Genomic DNA, 17,209 nt, shown 5'->3' with positions numbered 1-17,209 from the left:
GCTGTATTTCTCGGCAGTTTTTTGTGCGCCGCATTGCCCCAAGGACGCAATTCGCCTACATAGCGGGCCAATTCCCATTCCCGCCGGAGCAAGACCCCATGGCACGCCAGTTCATCTATCACATGTCGGGACTTAGCAAGTCCTACGGCGCAAAGAAGATTCTCGAGAACATCCATCTCTCGTTCTATCCCGATGCCAAGATCGGTATCCTCGGCCCGAACGGTGCGGGTAAGTCGACCGTGCTGCGCATCATCGCCGGTCAGGACAAGGAGTACACGGGTGAAGCCTGGCTCGCCGAAGGTGCGACCGTGGGTTATCTCGAGCAGGAACCGCATCTCGATCCCGCGAAGAACGCCTTCGAGAACGTCATGGAAGGCGTGGCCGACAAGCAGGCCGTGCTCGATCGCTACAACGAGCTGATGATGAACTATTCCGACGAGACGGCGGAAGAGGGCTCCAAGCTTCAGGACATCATCGACAGCCAGAACCTCTGGGACCTCGAACAGCAGGTCGAAATGGCGATGGAAGCGCTGCGCTGCCCGCCGAAGGACGCAGACGTCACGCTTCTTTCGGGTGGTGAGCGCCGTCGTATCGCGCTTTGCCGTCTGCTGCTCTCACAGCCTGACCTGCTCTTGCTCGACGAACCGACCAACCACTTGGACGCCGAGACGATCGCCTGGCTTGAAAAGCACCTGCGCGACTATCCGGGCGCCGTGATGATGATCACCCACGATCGCTACTTCCTCGACAACGTCACCGGCTGGATCCTCGAACTCGACCGCGGCCGTGGCATTCCCTACGAAGGCAACTATTCGGCTTACCTGCAGGCGAAGGCCAAGCGCATGCTTCAGGAAAACCGCGAAGAGGCCGGTCGCCAGAAGGCGATTTCGCGCGAACAGGAATGGATCGCATCCAGCCCGAAGGCGCGTCAGGCCAAGTCCAAGGCCCGTATCAAGGCCTATGAGCAGTTGGTGGATGCCGCCGAAGGCATTCGTCCCGGCGATGCGCAGATCATCATTCCGGTCTCCGAGCGTCTCGGCAATGTCGTCATCGAGCTCGACGGTATCACCAAGGGCTTCGAGGGGCGTACGCTGATCAACGATCTGTCGATCAAGCTGCCGCCTGGTGGCATCGTCGGCATTATCGGTCCGAACGGCGCCGGCAAGTCGACGCTGTTCAAGATGATCACCGGTCAGGAAAAGCCGGATGCGGGTTCGATCCGTATCGGTGACACCGTGCATCTCGGTTATGTCGACCAGAGCCGCGACTCGCTCGATCCCAACAAGACGGTATGGGAAGAGATCTCCGGCGGCGCCGAAGTCATCAAGCTCGGCAAGTTCGACATGAACTCCCGCGCCTATTGCGGCGCCTTCAACTTCAAGGGCGGCGACCAGCAGCAGAAGGTCGGCAATCTTTCCGGCGGTCAGCGCAACCGCGTTCACCTGGCCAAGATGCTGAAGGCCGGCGGCAACGTTCTTCTGCTCGACGAACCGACCAACGACCTTGATACGGAAACGCTCGGTGCTCTTGAAACTGCGCTCGAAAACTTCGCCGGTTGCGCGATCATCATCTCTCACGATCGCATGTTCCTCGACCGTCTGGCGACCCATATCCTCGCCTTTGAAGGCGACGGGCATGTCGAATGGTTCGAAGGCAACTTCGAAGACTACGAACAGGACAAGATCCGTCGTCTCGGCCCCGATGCGCTGAACCCGGGCAGCCAGGCCTACAAGCGCCTGACGCGCTAAACCCGAACGGGTTATCTGGTTAACTTCGAAGCATGATCAATGTGGCTCGCAATGTTTGCGAGCCACATTGCGTTTGGGATACTCGAAACGACTTGCGTCAATATATCTGCTTATTGCTATAAACTGACTGTAAACAGTTTGCGTGTCATACCAATTGCGAGGGGCTGCGCATCAGGCGCAGTGGGAATTGGCAGGAGACGACATCAGGTCCGCCTTCTCTGTCTGGAGGGAACTGACAGGTGTCTATCCTGGGAAGAATTTCATTTCAAAAAGCACTGACCCTGATTGCGTTGGTGCCGTTGCTTGCCGTCACCGGTCTCGGTGGCGCGGCGGGCTATAACAGCTATCTGGAGTATCAGAAGCTCACGCGCGCCGCAGCGCTCGCGGAGCTCGCCTATCAGGGCGGCGAGCTGATGATGATCATGCCGTTGGAGACGGCGCCCAACCGCATGGAGATCCGCAAACAATCGGATGCGATCTACCAGGCGATGATCAACCAGATGACTGAGCTCGATCGCATGGGATATGGCGATCCGATCACCGTGCAGCTTCGGAGCAATCTGGAGAAGATGTATGCCCGGATGCCGGAGTATCGCCAGAAAATCGATGCCGGCGACAAGGACCCGATCCTGCCGCTGCGCTACGCCCAGCCGGTCGCTGCAGCCGGCCTTGACCTGACGCTCAGAACGGCAAGCCTCACCGAGGACCTGACGCTCTCGTCCGACATCCGTGCCCATCATGCGCTGATGAAGGTGAACGAAGCCTATCTCGGTCTCAATCGCATGGGCCAGTTCTACATCGAGAACGGCGCTTTCGGCAAAGCCGAGCTTGTCCGGTTCAGCGCTCTGCAGAGCCAGTTGCGGACTTTTGATGGTCCCTTCCGTGAGCTTGCACGGCCGGATGTGATCAGCCGTTTCTATTCCTTCTTCGATACGGCAGAGGGCAAGCAGATCAGCGAGACGCTCCAGGCGATGGAGAGCCTTGAGGACTACACGGGGCCGCGAGATGCAAAGCCCTTCACCGACAGCATGGCGAAGCGCCGTGACTTTGCGGCGGCGATCATCCGTGACAACGCGACGGCGTTCCTGGATTCGATCAATGAGCGTCTGGCAGATGCGCGCTTCGGCATGATTTCGGCGATCGTCGCTCTTTCCGGCTTTATCCTGCTGGTCGTGGCCTTCAGCGTCTCCGTCACCCGCACGCTATCCCGCTCCATTGGGCGGGTCAGCGGCTCGATGATCGGACTGGCCAATGGCGATACGCGGCAGTCCATCCCGTTCACCGAGCGCACCGATGAGATCGGGGCGATGGCCCGGTCCGTCGAGGTTTTCCGCGAGGCTGCCATTCGCAACGCCGAACTGGAAGCCGAGGCGTCGGAAAGCCGAATTCGCACCGAGCGCGAGCGTGCCGAGATGCAGGCGCGGGCGGAAGCGGATGCCGAAGAACGCCTGACCAAGGCAACGGGCACGCTGGCTGCAGGGCTCAAGCGGCTGGCATCAGGCGATCTGCTTTGCGAGATCGAGGAAGAATTCGCTCCGCAGTTCGAAGCTCTGCGTCACGACTTCAACACCTCGGTGCAACAGCTGCGCGGCGTGCTGGTGTCCGTCGGCCGCTCGGCTCATGCCGTCAGCGGCGGCTCGGGCGAAATCTCGCATGCCTCCGACGATCTGGCCAAGCGCACCGAACAGCAGGCGGCCTCGCTCGAGGAGACCGCAGCGGCGCTCGAAGAGATCACCTCCAACGTGACGGCCACGTCGCGCCGCACCGGCGAGGCACGCGACATCGTGCGCAATACCCGCAGCCGTGCGGAACAGTCCGGTGTGGTGGTCGGCAATGCCGTGACCGCCATGGAGCGGATCGAACACGCTTCCAAGCAGATCAGCCAGATCATCGGCGTGATTGACGAGATCGCCTTCCAGACCAACCTCCTGGCGCTCAATGCCGGCGTCGAGGCCGCGCGTGCGGGTGAAGCGGGCAAGGGCTTTGCGGTTGTTGCGCAGGAGGTTCGCGAGCTCGCACAACGCTCGGCGAATGCGGCGAAGGAAATCAAGGCGCTGATTGGCAATTCCGAAGTCGCTGTCAGCGAAGGCGTGAAACTGGTCAACGAGACCGGTGACGGCCTGACGGCGATCGCGGGTCTGGTGCAGGCGATCAACGAGCATATGGACGCCATCGCCTCTGCTGCGCAGGAACAGTCGGTCGGTCTCGGCGAGGTCAACCAGGCCGTCAACCACATGGACCAGGCGACCCAGAAGAATGCGGCCATGGTGGAAGAGATGAACGCGGCATCCGCGGGTCTTGCACAGGAGGCCGCGAGCCTTGCGGAACTGTTGCAGCGTTTCCGGACGGGACAGGGCAGCACCACCTCGGCTGGCCAGGCTTCGCGTCAGACCCGTTCGGCGGCTCCTGCATCGCCGCCGCCAGCACGCGTTGCTGTACCGGCAACACAGCAGGCTGCTCCGCGTCGTTTGACGTCGGCTGTGTCTGGTAACACCGCTCTCGCAGCTGAGAGCTGGGAAGAGTTCTGAGGCTTCAGCCCATCGCTGAACGACTGTCTCACTGAGACCCTGACGGCCGCCTGAAGAGGCGGCCGTTCTTCATTTCGACCTCAAGCCGGCATTGGTCGCGGATTAAGGCTTGCATCGCGTCAAAAACGGACATAAAGATATCTTTATGTCGTTATTGCGGTGGTGTGAATGAGACTCGGCGTCGATACTCTTGTGGAATTGCTGAAGGCGGCGGGCGAGCCAACCCGCCTGCGTCTTCTGACGCTTCTGTCGGCGGGCGATCTCACGGTCACCGACCTTACAGAAATTCTCGGCCAGTCGCAGCCGCGAATCTCGCGTCATCTCAAACTGCTCGCGGAAGCCGACCTGATTGACCGCTATCAGGAGGGCGCCTGGGCCTATTTTCGATTGAAACAGGATGGCTCCGGCGCGGCACTGGTCCGGCTGCTGCTGGATGCGGCCGAGGACAGTGATCCGGTGCTTCAGCGTGACCGGGATCGCTTGGCTGGCGTGAAGCGGGCGAGGGCGGAGAAGGCCCAGGCCTATTTCAGCCGCAACGCATCCGAATGGGACGAGCTTCGCCGCCTGCATGTCAACGATGCCGATGTGGAAGCGGCACTGCTGCGGATCGTCGGAACCGACGCGGTCGAATCCATGCTCGACCTCGGCACAGGCACCGGCCGCATCCTGCAACTGCTTTCGCCGCGTTACCGTCGGGCAATCGGCATCGATGCCAGCCGGGACATGCTGGCGGTCGCTCGCTCGAACCTCGACAAGGAAGGTATCCTGTCGGCGAGCGTGCGTCACGGCGACATCCTGAACCTGCCGCTCGATGCCGGCGACTACGATCTCGTGACGATCCATCAGGTCTTGCACTTCCTGGAAGAGCCGGAGCTGGCGCTCGCCGAAGCCGCACGCATGCTGAAGCCGGGCGGTCGGCTCGCCATCATCGATCTGGCACCTCATGCCCACGAGTATCTCCGAGACGAGCACGCCCATGTACGGCTCGGCTTCTCCCATGCTGTCATGGCCGAATGGCTGGACCGCCAGGGATTGGCCGTCGAGGACGTCATCGACCTGCCGCCGGAAACTGCCGCGGGGCGCGGGCTCACCGTGACCATCTGGCTTGCCCGGCGCGGACGTGCTGTGGCGCATGCCGCTTCTGAACAACCCCTTGCCTTGACCGGGAGCAGATAAATGACGAAGCCCGAACGGCCGATCGCCAAGACCCCCGATGTACGGATCTCCTTCGAGTTCTTCCCACCCAAGTCGCCCGACATGGAGGATCAGCTCTGGCAGACGGTGCAGGCCTTGCAGCCTTACCAGCCCGATTTCGTTTCGGTGACCTATGGTGCCGGTGGGACGACACGCGAGCCGACCCTTGCGACAGTCAAGCGGTTGATTGCCGACACCCCACTCGCCACCGCGTCCCATCTCACCTGTGTGGGGGCAACGCGTGACGAGGTGCGTGCGGTGGTCGAAGAGTTCCAAGCAGCCGGCGTTCGTCACTTCGTGGCGCTGCGTGGCGATCCACAAGGCGGCATGGGCAGCCGTTATGCGCCGCATCCGGGCGGCTTCGTCAACGCTGCCGACCTCGTTTCCGGTCTGCGTGACCTGGGCGATTTCGAGATTTCCGTCTCAGCCTATCCCGAACGCCACCCGGAAAGCGAAAACGACGATGTCGATCTGGATATGCTCAAGCAGAAGGTCGATGCCGGGGCAACGCGCGCTCTGACGCAATTCTTCTTCGACAACGATATCTTCGAGCGTTACCTGGAACGGGTGCGGGCGGCGGGGATCAGCATCCCGATCGTGCCGGGCATCATGCCGATCCAGAACCTGACGCAGCTAAAGCGCTTCGCCTCGATGTGCGGCGCCAGCACCCCGTCATTCCTCGACGAGCGTTTCGAGGGGACGGAAGGCGATGCTCAAGCGCGTGCCGCGGTTGCGGCCGACATTGCGGCAGAGCAGATCGCCGATCTCTCGCGGCGCGGCATCGAGGAGTTTCACATCTACACGATGAACCGGGCGCCACTGACCATCGCAACGCTGGAGCGCCTCGGCATCGCCGCTAAGGTCGACAAGGTCTCCAACGCGGCCGCCTGATCTCTTTCGTTACGGCATAAAAAGAGGCGCAGGACTTAAGTGTCCTGCGCCTCTTACTTGTTTTGAAATGGTATCTGCTGGAGAGAGGCCTAACCTGGCCAACTCATGGGTTTCAGTTGTTTAGACCCGTGTCAGATAAACAGCATCGTTGCGATGAAAACAAACGCTGCACCGACGATCAGGACATTAATTGAATTGGTCAGTCCCATGTGTGCCTCCTTGCGTTGACCGTTAGATATTATGTCTGATTTGTGTCGGCGCAAGGGCCAATCTGTGCTGCGCTGCGTCAATAAGCAGTGAAAAAGGTATCCATAACATGCGATAAGCTATTTCAATCAATGGGTTGCTTCCGCTCTCGCGCTGTTAATGAAGTTTAATTTCCGTGAGCGTTTACCCATCGATTTCGAGGGCTGAATTGCTCACTGCTCCTCCGGCCGACAATCGCGCAAACAAAAAAGCCGGGGCGTGGAGGCGCCCCGGCTCGATCATGCGGTCTCAGATGCTGATATCAGAGCGCGGCCAGCAGTGCCGGTGTCGGCCAGCCATCGGCGGGTAGGCCCACTCGCTGCTGCTCCTTCTGCACCGCGACGCGTGTGCCGGCACCGAGGATGCCGTCGATCTTGCCGACGTCATGGCCAAGGCCCTGCAGCTTGGTCTGCAGCGCCATCATCTGGTCGGTGTCGAGGCCCGGTTCCGGATTGCCCTTCTGGTAGGCAGGCGCCCCGCCAAAGCGCGTGGCGAAGTAGGCTGCCGAGGTCGTGTAGATGAAGGATTGATTCCATTCGAGATAGATGTTGAAGTTCGGATAGGTGATGAAGGCCGGTCCCTTGCGACCCTGCGGCAGAATCAGCGAGGCGGGCAGGGCGGAGAAAGCCGTCTCGCCGTCGCGGGGCTGAACGCCGAGCGCAAACCACTCTCCTGCCGTCATCGTGCCTCCAAGGCCGGACTTCTCGAAGGGCAGGTTTTCCGGAATGCTGACTTCCTGGATCCAGGGTTCTCCGCGCTTGAAGCCGAGGTGCTGAATGAAGCGTGCAGCCGTGAGAAGGGCGTCAGGGCTGCTCTGCTTGACGTTCACATGGTTGTCGCCATCGCCATCCACGCCGAAGGCGATGATGTCTTGGGGGAGCATCTGCACCTGGCCAATTTCGCCGGCCCAGGCTCCGGTGTTGGTCGCAGGGTCGAGATCGCCATGCTCGACCATCTTGATGAGCGCCAGTAGCTGCGGGCGGAAAAGTTCTGGACGGCGGCAGTCATGGGCGAGCGTGACCAAGGCATTGCGGGTGTTGAAGTCGCCCTGCACGGCACCAAAATCTGTCTCCTTGGCCCAGAAGGCGGTGATGACGCCGGCCGGTACGCCATATTCCTGTTCGGCGCGCGCGAATACATTGGAATATTCCCTGATTTTTTGCAGGCCGGTGTCGAGGCGCGCCTGACTGCCGGTGCGGCTCGAGAATTCCAGGAAGGTCTGGCGGAAGACGCCCTGCGAGCGGTCGCGGGACAGAACCTTCTGGTCGATGGCGGCACCCGCAAGCGCCTTGTCGGCGATTTCGGCCGGTGTGCCTGCTGCAATGGCTTCCGCCTTAACGCCTTCGAGGAAGGTCGCGAGATCGCCGCCGCATTGCTGTTGCGCCTGGGCGAAACCGGCAGAGGCAAGAATGAGGGCAACAGGGAGCGCATGACGCAGGGCTTTGTTCATCGATCAGTCCTTCGGGTTGCGTGCCGGTGTAGGCCACTCTTGAGGCGGCCTGCACCGGCATGAGTTTGTTTCTCAGAGCCTCTAGGCCGTGTTTGCGATCATTTCGAGACGGTGGCGACCCAGTTCTGCCAGTTCTTCTGGGTGCCGGCGAAAACATTGATGTCGGTTTCGCCGCGGATACCGGGAATGACCCCTGTCGACGTGTATTGCCAGAAGGACCAGCGTCGTTCCGGATAGATCACGCTTGGATGCTGCGCCACGGCTCTGACCCAGAAGTGATGGTCCTTGAACGCGCCTTCGAGATTGTCACGATGAAAGTCGACGGAGGTGTAGATGATCGGACGCTTGCCGAAATGGGCCTCGATGCGCTGCATGAAGCGCTGCATCTCCCTGCGTACCGTCGCGGGGTCAGGACGCAGGCGGCAGGTCGGAGATGTGGGGTTCCATTCGACGTCGAGAACCGGCGGCAGGAGATTGGCATCACGCGGCACATTCTTGATGAACCAGTCAGCCTGCTCGTCGGCCGTCGAGCAGAAATAGTAGAAGTGGTAGGCGGCGTGCGGGATCCCGGCATCGCTCGCGCCCTTCCAGTATTCGTGGAAGCGGGGGTCGAGCATGTCCTTGCCTTCCGTCGCCTTGATGAAGACGAAGGACACGCCCGACTTCTTCACCTGGCGCCAATCGACATCGCCGTTCCACTTGGAGACGTCGATGCCGTGCACTTCGTGACGATGCGGCGTCTTGCCGTCGAAATGCTGGGGGTCGTTGTCCTGGAAGCGCGGCGAGAGAGAGGCTGTCTCCAGGAGGTCATAGGAGCCCGAGGTACAGCCCGTGACTGCAAGGCAAAGGGGGAGAAGGAATGGGGGAAGCCACCGCATCGAGGGTCCGTGATCTCATCATTAGGGGAAGATGCCCCACAAGGTGCAACAACGACACGTTTGGAAGACGACCATCGTCGCCCATCATCGTCAATTCCGGATTAGATGCAATCTTGCTTGCGCGAGGCCGTCAGCGGGTGAGGACGGCGTGCCAGGCATAGCCACGCCAGAGGGGCTCGAACGTCAACTGCAAGCCCTTTGCCGCCGCCCGCTCTTGGAGAACGCTTTTCAAGTCCGGGCGCGGGGTGACGTGGAAGCGGGCGAGCCAGGCCTGCAAACCCTTTTGAAACCACTGGGGCAGGCGCTCCTGCTGGCCGAAATCGACGATGTGCAGGGATCCCTCGGGATCAAGCGCCTCAATGCCCCGGTCGATCGCCGCCTGCCAGTCAGGAATCATCGACAGGGCATAGGAGATCATCACCCGGTCAAAATGCGGCTGTCCAAAATCGGCGGCGCGAAATGTCGTGGCATCGGCGACCTCTAGCCTTGGGCGTGATGCCTTGCCCTCGAACTTTGCATGGGCTGTTGCGAGCATTTCGGCCGAGATGTCGAGGCCGAAGAGGTTTGCATGCGGAAAGTGCCGCCGGGCAAGGACGAGGTTGCGCCCCGTGCCGCAGCCGATTTCCAGGAGTGAGCCGCCATTTTGCAGATCAAGGCCTGCGATCATGCGGTCTCGACCGAGCAGGTAGTATTTCCGCGTCAGATCGTAGATATGCCGCTGATGGCGATACATCCGGTCCATGCGGTCCGCGTGGTCCTGGCTTTCGGTCGCAGCGAGGGCGGCAGGGCTCTCGCTCATGCGGGCCGCTTCTCATAGATGTGGAAGCCACCATAGATGGCGGAGCGGTCCTGCGTGTTGAGGGTATGCGAGCGTTCGGCCTGATAATGCCATTGGTCGAGAAGGTCGGGTGCGAGCTTTCCGTTCAGGATGCTGTCTTCCGCGGCGGTGCGGAAGATGACGCGGGCGCCTTCCGAGGCGGTGCGGGTGATCTCGGTCCACAGGTCGTTCAGCTGTCGCTCGTTCATCCAGTCCTGTGCATCGAGAAGCACGTAGCGATCGACGCTGCCGGCGGGCTTCTTCGCCAGGAGTTCGGTGAAGTTGGCGTGGTGAACGGTCACGCGATCCGTCGTCTCCCTGATGGCATGATAGTGCTGTTCCTGCAGATAGGTCGGCAGGACACCTTCTTCCGCCTTCGGATAGCGGCGGAGGAAGGCCTGCCAGGCGAAGTAGTTGTCGCGCAGCAGGAAATGGCAGCAGAGCTTTTCCAGGCGATGGCGCAGGACGGGGGCGATCGTCCCGTCACTGGCCAGCGATGCGAGCTCGTCATATTGCTGCGGCGGGATGCCGAGGCCGAAGAGCGAACTCTTGCGGCGGGTCAGCCAGCGAATGAGCGGCTTGTCGAACAAGGGTGCAATGCGGCTGTCGAAGAACATGCGCTGTTCGCGCAAGGAGCGGGTTTCGGCGATCTCCTCCAGGCGAACGCCATGGCTGCGGGCGATCAGGTGGCCGATGGTGATGAACCGCCCGAGAAGGCCTGTGCGGTAGATGTTGCCATTGAAGACGGAGATGCGGCGACGCCCCGTCACGCCGCGAGCCTCCCAGTGGCGCCGTGTCGCCGTGTCCAGATTGGGCGCGATGTGGCGTTCATACATCCGGACATTCGTGCTGACGCCCTGTTCGCCGAGCAGGCGACGGACCGAGGCATGGTCTGGCAGGTGGCGGAAGGCGGCAAGCTTCAGGCGATTGAGCGCGATATGGTTCGGGTTCAGGTCGACCACATCGATCGAGGCCGGGCGGCGGCTGAGATAGGCGAGCATGTTGCAGCCGCCGGAACCGATGGTGACGATGCGATGGCCTTCGGCAAGTTCCATGGCCTGCATGTCGACCTCCGGGTCTTCCCAGATCTGCGCATAGACGAGGCCGGAGAACAGCAGGCCGAACAGTCTTTCAGACAGGCCCGCAGGTGAAAGAGCGGCATGCTGCAGCAATGCACCCTTCAGCTTCTCGTTTCCACGAAATCCGGCATCGGGTGCAAGCTCAGTCATGTCGATCCGCCGTCCTGTTGGGTTTCACGGCGTGTAGCGTTCGGGTGCTACAGTTTGATGACGTGGTTGACGGAAGGGCGGTAACCGAATTTCAATGCATTTTATACAAATTGTCCTCAGTTATTTTAGGGGTGTTTAACATGATGTTAAGTGAAATCCCGTTTGGGAGGCGACTGCGTTACGGACTTGCCGGATTTGTGGGTGGTGCTGCAGCGCCGGCCGCCATGGCTCTGCCCGTTGTGGCGCAGTCCGGATTTAATGCTCTTTCCACAGCTTTCCTCAGTGAATGGACCTCGCTTGCAGCCATCAGTCTGCCGCTTGTCGGTACCGCGGTCGGATGGCGAATCGCGTCCTGGGAGGCGATGTTGCATGAGCGTATCCGCCACCTCGAAGGCGGTGCGACGGCGCTCGAAGCGGCCTCGCGTTTCGACGGCCTGACCGGCCTCGGCAACCGTCAGGCGCTGAATGAAGCGCTCGAAGCCGTGATGGTGGCACGAGGTCCTTCGCGCGGGACGCTTCTGCTCATCGATCTCGACCGGTTCAAATATGTCAACGATACGCTCGGACATGCGGCTGGCGATGCACTGCTGATCGGCGTGGCCGATCGTTTGCGTCAGGCTTCGGGCGAGGGCGCGCAGCTCTTTCGTCTCGGGGCCGACGAGTTCGCCGTCATCCTGCCGCAAGCGCTACGCCGCCCCGTGGCGGAGTTCGTCTGCCTGGCGATCGAAGCCGCGCTCGCCGAACCGTTCATACTGGAGCAGGGCCGCGTGATGGCCGGTGTCAGTATCGGTGCAACCCACATGTCGGCCGAGGACAGGGAGGTCGCAGCCGTCTTGCAGCGGGCTGATCTTGCCCTCTACCGCGCCAAGGAGGTCTTTGGGCCTGCCCATGCCTTCTACGATGAAGGTCTCGCCCGCGAAGTGAAGGAAGGGCTTGAACTCGAACGCGACCTTTCGCGCGGCTTTGTCGACGGGGAGTTCTATCTCGAATACCAGCCGATCGTCGCTGTGGAGAATGGCGATGTGCGTTCGCTGGAGGCGCTGCTGCGCTGGCGCCATCCGAAGAGGGGACTGATCACACCCGACATCTTTATCCCGCTCGCAGAAAAGACCGGCATCATCCAGGTGATCGGCAAATGGGTCGTGCAGCAGGCATGCGCTGCAGCTGCAACCTGGCCGGCACCGACTGGGGTCAGCGTCAACGTGTCGGGCGATCAGTTCAAGGATCCGAACTTCGTCACGCATATCCTTGATTGTCTGGTGGAAACAGGGCTCTCGCCCGAGCGGCTGACGATCGAAGTGACCGAAGCGGTGTTTTCCGTCGACATTGATCTTGTTTGCCGCAGTCTCGCCGAGCTCAGGTCGAGCGGCGTGCGCATCGCGCTTGACGATTTCGGCACCGGCTTTTCGTCGATCAACAATCTCCGGCTCTTCCCGCTCGATGAACTGAAGATCGACCGCTCCTTTGCGAACCAGATGCTCGAGACCAGCCAGGGAGCGAAACTCGTCGACCTCATGCACAAGCTGTCGGAAACCTTCCAGATCCGGACCACCATCGAAGGGATCGAGACCAAGAACCAGTTGGACTTCATCAAGCGTCTCGGTATCGGCGAGGCTCAAGGGTTCCTGTTTTCGCGCCCCTTCGCTGCGGCGGAGGCCTTGAGCTATCTGCAGGCGCGCCTGGCGCAGCGTGCAGCGCCTGTCGGTTGAAAGTCGCGGGATAACTTAAGGCATCCGACATCCTCATCTTTCGCCTGTCATCCATTCCTGCTTCGATAGTGGCAACAGGAGGAGTGGTTGATGCGGAAACTGATGACGTGGGGCGTTCGGGTGGCGGTGGCTCTGGTCGGCATCATTGCGGTGGCCGCAGCCTGGGTCGTTGTGTATCCGCCCGAACTGCTCAGGGTCGGCACCGGCTATGCCGCGAAGATCGTCTGCTCGAATGTCTTCATCGCCGGTCGCGACGCCGACGAGGTGCTGCGCGATGATGTGCAGGCCCCCGGACACCCGCTGCTGAAACTCGTGCGCGCGGAGGTCGATCTCGAACAGGGCCTCGTGAAAACTGCCCTGCTGGGCTTCGTCGCACCATCGACCGCGCTGCATCGAACCGGCATCGGCTGCGCGACCTTGAGCGATTCTGCGATCGAGGCGGCGAGGGGTCTGTCTGCTCCGCCGGCCGAAGCCGCCTCGGTGGACACGGCTGCGGCCTGGCCGGAGGGTGACGCAGTGCCGGAGAACGATCCGCGGCTGCATGCCATACTCTCCGATGCCGACCTTCTCGGACCGAGTGCCCGAGCAGTCGTCGTCGTCAAGGACGGCCGGATCGTCGGTGAGGCCTATGGCCCGGGTTTCAATGCGGACACACCGCTTCTGGGTTGGTCGATGACAAAGACGGTGACGGCCGCGCTCATCGGCATCCTGAAGGAGGAGGGCCGGATCGACGAGAGTGCGACGAGCCTCTTTGGCGAATGGAACGGTGACAGTCGCGGCGAGATTTCGCTTTCGGATTTGCTCGCCATGGAAAGCGGCCTCGGCTTCAACGAGAGTTATGGCGATGTGACCGACGTGACGCGCATGCTCTATCTCGAAGGGGATATGGGCGCCTATGCGGCGTCGCTGCCTCCCGCGGCGGAGCCGGGAACGCGGTTCAACTACTCTTCCGGCGAAACGGTGCTGATCTCGCGCTACTGGATGGCGCGCTTCTCGGACCGGGAGACAGCGCTCGCCTATCCGCGTGAGGCCCTGTTCGACGTGATCGGCATGGGCAGCGCCGTGCTCGAGGCGGATCCAAACGGCACCTTTGTCGGCAGTTCCTATCTCTACGCAACGGCCCGCGACTGGGCACGCTTCGGTCTTCTGATTGCGGAGAACGGACGCTGGTCCGGCCGACAGCTTATCGATCCGTCGATCATGGCACGCATCTTCGAACCGGCTGCCGTTTCCAATGGCGCCTATACGAGAGGGCAGGCCTGGCAGAATGGTCCGGGAGACAAGGACAGCAGCTTTTCGCTGCCCGAAGAGACCCTCTGGATGCTCGGCCATGACGGCCAGTCGATTGCCGTCATTCCGTCGGAGAGGTTGGTGGTCGTGAGGCTTGGTCTGACGCCGCGTAGGCTCGACTACAGGCCGCAGAGACTGTTGCAGGCGGTACGAGACGCACTGCGCTGATCCCGGAGGTCAACGCGTCAGGTGCAGCAGGCCCTTGCGCTTGGCATCGTAGTAATAGCCACGGGAATACAGGCGGACAGCCTGATCGTGATCATTGTCCGCGACCACCCAGGCACCCTTCAGATACTTGACCGCGTATTTGATGTTGGTTTCGGCGTCGAAGAGGCCATCGGCGGGGCCGTTGTAACCCATGGCCTTCGCCGTGTTGTAGCGGATCTGCATCAGGCCGTAATTGCCCTTGCTGTAGGCGGCCGGATTGTAGCGGCTCTCGCGATGAACGACACGATGGACGAGATCGGTCGGGATCTCGTAGAGCTTGGAATATTTCTCGATGAGCGCATTAAGCCGCGTCGGGCCAACCGTGTCCGGCTTGCGTCCCGCGTTGGGTGCCGGCGGTTCGCCCGGGGGCGAGACGTCGAAGGGATCGCCGAAACTTGTCAGTGCCGTTGCGCGCAGCGGGGCAGCGTAAGCAAGAACGACCGGCGGCTTCGCCGCTGCAGGCTCCGTAGTAGCCGTCGGGGCGGATGCGGGAGCCGCACTTGCTGCGGGTGGGCTGAGTGTTGCCTCGGTGGATGCCGCTGCCACGGCCATCTGCTGGCTCTCTGTGGTCGCCGGCGTCGTCACCATGGCCAGAGCATCGGTGGCTGCCGTCTGCGGCGTGGTGGGGGAAAGGGCAGAGGCCTTGAGGGCCGGGATCGGCGCTGCAGTTTCCGTACCGGGAATGATCGGCGCGGGACCGGGGTTTGCGGCTGCAAGCTCGGCCTGTGTCGCCGCTGCCGAATCGGGCGCAGCTGTGCCATTCGTTGCGGCTTCGGCCGCCATGGCAGCCTGCATTTCCGGAGACTTCGGATTGGCAATCGGCGCGGCGGCAAGATCTGCCTTCACGCTCTCATCGATCGCGGTGCATCCACCCAGTCCAGCCAACAGTGAAGCAGCCATGCAGAGAGCGATGCCGCGATCAGTTCTGACGTTCATGCCACTATCCGTTACGAGATACACGCGAGGTCACCGGCAAATCAGCCGACTGTTCGTTTCCGTTTCTTAATCTATGCCCAGCATTGCGGCAAGCTTGCGACCTCGGGGGCATTTCGCAGATGCGTCCAGCGGCTCAGGCCGCGATCTTCCGATAGCCGGCCGTAACCGCCTTTGCAGCGATCAGGACGGTGCCGCCGGACCGGTTGGCGGTGCGGCGAACTGCATGTTTTCTGACGATTTTCCGGATGCGCTCGGGGAAGAGTGCATAGACGAGGCAGGACACGGCGGAGAGGGCGACGAAGGTCGCGCCAAGCGCGGTCGCTTGCGGCAGAAAAGGAGCCGCCGGCGTCAGGAATTGCGGCAGAAGTGCGGCAACGAGCAGGGCGCTGCGCGGATCACGGGATTCGCTTTCGAAGCAGTGCGCGATCACGCGCAGCGGCTTCTCCTCCGGCAGATTGTCGTTGTCGGCCACCGGTTCGATGCCGGCAGGCGCACGCGCGAGGCCCAGCCCGAAGAGCATCAGCCAGAACAGGCCAATCCATTGGAAGATCGAGAATGTCAGCGCCGACAGCGATATCAGCAGCCAGGAGACAGCGAGCGTCGCTGCAACAGAAACTGCGGTGCCGAATGCAACGCCCGTTCCTGTGGCGAAGACGCTTTTGCGGCCATGGGCCAGCGCATAGGACAAAACCATGCGCTTGGACCGGCCGGGCACGACCAGAAGGGCCGCGGCGACGACTGCGAACAGGATCCAGGTAGAATGGGGCATGACACTCACTCCTCCAGAAGAGCAAGCCAGCTTTCGGCGGTCAGGTCAATGGATGGGGCGGTACTTCTGCCCGAGATAGTCCATCACTTCTTTGAACCACGGCGTGCCGAGGTCGAACGGCTTGCCGCCCTTGATCCGCGGGAACTCGATGGTCCGCAGGCGTCCGCCCTGGTCCTCGTCATGACCGGTGACTCCGGAGACTTTGTTCAGCCCGCTTTCGACGGCGAGATCGACCATGCTCTGGATGAGGCGGAGGTCTTCGTAATTGGCGGGGGCAGAGCGAGCATAGTAGCCTGATTTCTGCACCATCGAGCGATCGGCATCGAGGAGTTTGGCAAAGTGCTTCTGGAACCAGTTGCCGACATTGATCGTGTCGAGCTTCACATGGCCGAAGGCGTCACGCTTGATTTCCTCGCCGGCGGCCTCCCGGTCGGCGACGATCTCGTCCATGCAGGCGCCTTCCGACACGAAGAGCGTGACGAAGCCGGTCCGGTCGATGATGTCCTTCAGGCGGGCGGCCTCGCCCTCCATGTCGAAATGGGTCTCCGGCAGATAAAGGCCGTCGATGTTCTTCAGCTCCTGGTTCATCATGAAGCCTTCGATGTATTCATTGTGCTGCGTGCGCTGCATGTAGGCGCGGGCGGTGGCGGCGGTCAGCCAGCCGCAATGGCGGCCCATCACCTCGTGAATGACCAGTGTGCGCGGCGAGGCGCTCTGTTCGTTGGAGACATGGTCGAAGAATCGGGCGCCGACTTCGGCGGCCGTCCAGGCGCCGAGCGTCTGCTTGATCGGGTAGACGTCGTTGTCGACGGTCTTGGGCATGCCGACGACGGTCAGGTCGTAGCCGTTGGCGCCGAGATAGGCGGCGAGGTCGGCGGCGGTGGTGTTGGTGTCGTCACCGCCGATGGTGTGAAGGATGGTGATGCCATCTGCCGCCAGCCGTTCGGCGGCGACCCGCAGCGGGTTTTCGTTTTCCTTGACCAGGCCGCGCTTCACGCAATCGGCAACATTGGTAAGCTTCACGCGGCTGTTGCCGATCGGCGAGCCGCCATAGCGATGCAGAACATGCGCCTTCTCGCGCATCTCCTTGGTGATCTCGATCTTGTAGTCCATCAGCAGTCCCCGAAAACCGGACTTGTAGGCGATGAGCTCGATTTCGGGTGCGATGTCGGAGTAGCGCTCGATCAATCCGCCCACGGCAGACGAGAGACAGGGCGCAAGGCCCCCGGCGGTCAACATCGCGACTTTCTGCTTGGCCATCGATCCTCCTCGGACGCTTCATCGCCCGTGCAACTTGGGTGTTCAGGTGGCAAATGG

General features: G+C 61.6%; 13 protein-coding genes. 6 read left to right on the top strand and 7 right to left on the bottom strand.

Annotation, left to right across the window (positions count from 1 at the left end; all coding sequences use genetic code 11):
- The first annotated feature begins 98 nt into the window (after positions 1-98).
- The 4 genes from ettA to metF all read left to right on the top strand — a co-directional run bounded on the left by ettA (position 99) and on the right by metF (position 6,361).
- On the top strand, positions 99-1,748 hold the full coding sequence (ettA, locus tag ACQKP1_RS12275) for an energy-dependent translational throttle protein EttA (protein ID WP_203016662.1): 1,650 nt from the start codon (positions 99-101) through the stop codon (positions 1,746-1,748).
- A 290-nt stretch (positions 1,749-2,038) separates the two neighbouring features.
- Positions 2,039-4,276, top strand: coding sequence for a methyl-accepting chemotaxis protein (locus ACQKP1_RS12270; RefSeq protein WP_427276446.1), 2,238 nt, complete (start codon positions 2,039-2,041; stop codon positions 4,274-4,276).
- A 168-nt stretch (positions 4,277-4,444) separates the two neighbouring features.
- Positions 4,445-5,452, top strand: a complete 1,008-nt coding sequence (locus ACQKP1_RS12265; protein WP_203016660.1) for an ArsR/SmtB family transcription factor — start codon at positions 4,445-4,447, stop codon at positions 5,450-5,452.
- On the top strand, positions 5,453-6,361 hold the full coding sequence (metF, locus tag ACQKP1_RS12260; RefSeq protein ID WP_203016658.1) for a methylenetetrahydrofolate reductase [NAD(P)H]: 909 nt from the start codon (positions 5,453-5,455) through the stop codon (positions 6,359-6,361). It begins immediately after the preceding gene.
- 508 nt (positions 6,362-6,869) lie between these two features.
- Here the strand turns inward: metF and ACQKP1_RS12255 are convergent.
- From ACQKP1_RS12255 to ACQKP1_RS12240, 4 genes are all read right to left on the bottom strand, one after another.
- The gene (locus ACQKP1_RS12255) at positions 6,870-8,057 is read right to left on the bottom strand and encodes a lytic murein transglycosylase (RefSeq protein ID WP_427275436.1); all 1,188 of its coding nucleotides are present in this window, start codon (positions 8,055-8,057) and stop codon (positions 6,870-6,872) included.
- Positions 8,058-8,155: 98 nt separating this feature from the next.
- On the bottom strand, positions 8,156-8,935 hold the full coding sequence (locus ACQKP1_RS12250) for a glycoside hydrolase family 25 protein (protein ID WP_427275435.1): 780 nt from the start codon (positions 8,933-8,935) through the stop codon (positions 8,156-8,158).
- 130 nt (positions 8,936-9,065) lie between these two features.
- Positions 9,066-9,734, bottom strand: coding sequence for a class I SAM-dependent methyltransferase (locus tag ACQKP1_RS12245; protein ID WP_427275434.1), 669 nt, complete (start codon positions 9,732-9,734; stop codon positions 9,066-9,068).
- Complete coding sequence (locus ACQKP1_RS12240; protein WP_427275433.1) at positions 9,731-10,981, bottom strand: DUF3419 family protein; 1,251 nt, start codon at positions 10,979-10,981, stop codon at positions 9,731-9,733. The genes ACQKP1_RS12245 and ACQKP1_RS12240 overlap by 4 nt, the downstream gene beginning before the upstream one ends.
- A gap of 140 nt (positions 10,982-11,121) precedes the next feature.
- On the opposite strand from ACQKP1_RS12240, the gene ACQKP1_RS12235 reads away from it, so the two are divergent.
- Both ACQKP1_RS12235 and ACQKP1_RS12230 read left to right on the top strand, forming a co-directional pair.
- A complete protein-coding gene (locus ACQKP1_RS12235; protein WP_427275432.1) occupies positions 11,122-12,690 on the top strand; it encodes a putative bifunctional diguanylate cyclase/phosphodiesterase in 1,569 nt (522 codons plus the stop codon).
- Positions 12,691-12,780: 90 nt separating this feature from the next.
- Complete coding sequence (locus ACQKP1_RS12230; protein ID WP_427275431.1) at positions 12,781-14,148, top strand: serine hydrolase domain-containing protein; 1,368 nt, start codon at positions 12,781-12,783, stop codon at positions 14,146-14,148.
- A 9-nt stretch (positions 14,149-14,157) separates the two neighbouring features.
- Here ACQKP1_RS12230 and ACQKP1_RS12225 read toward each other — a convergent pair whose 3' ends face one another.
- The 3 genes from ACQKP1_RS12225 to ACQKP1_RS12215 all read right to left on the bottom strand — a co-directional run bounded on the left by ACQKP1_RS12225 (position 14,158) and on the right by ACQKP1_RS12215 (position 17,152).
- Positions 14,158-15,123 (bottom strand): lytic transglycosylase domain-containing protein, encoded by a 966-nt coding sequence (locus tag ACQKP1_RS12225; protein ID WP_427275430.1) that lies wholly within the window; start codon positions 15,121-15,123, stop codon positions 14,158-14,160.
- Positions 15,124-15,256: 133 nt separating this feature from the next.
- On the bottom strand, positions 15,257-15,892 hold the full coding sequence (locus ACQKP1_RS12220; protein ID WP_427275429.1) for a LysE family translocator: 636 nt from the start codon (positions 15,890-15,892) through the stop codon (positions 15,257-15,259).
- A gap of 45 nt (positions 15,893-15,937) precedes the next feature.
- Positions 15,938-17,152: a pyrophosphate--fructose-6-phosphate 1-phosphotransferase gene (locus tag ACQKP1_RS12215; RefSeq protein ID WP_427275428.1), complete on the bottom strand. Its 1,215-nt coding sequence runs from the start codon at positions 17,150-17,152 to the stop codon at positions 15,938-15,940.
- Between the last annotated feature and the right edge of the window lie 57 nt (positions 17,153-17,209).

The sequence above is a fragment of the Allorhizobium sp. NPDC080224 genome, assembly GCF_050281005.1.
In the GTDB taxonomy this organism is placed as follows: domain Bacteria; phylum Pseudomonadota; class Alphaproteobacteria; order Rhizobiales; family Rhizobiaceae; genus Allorhizobium.
The sequence above is the reverse complement of the archived record's forward strand: the minus strand, read 5'-3'. Positions and strand labels throughout refer to the sequence as shown.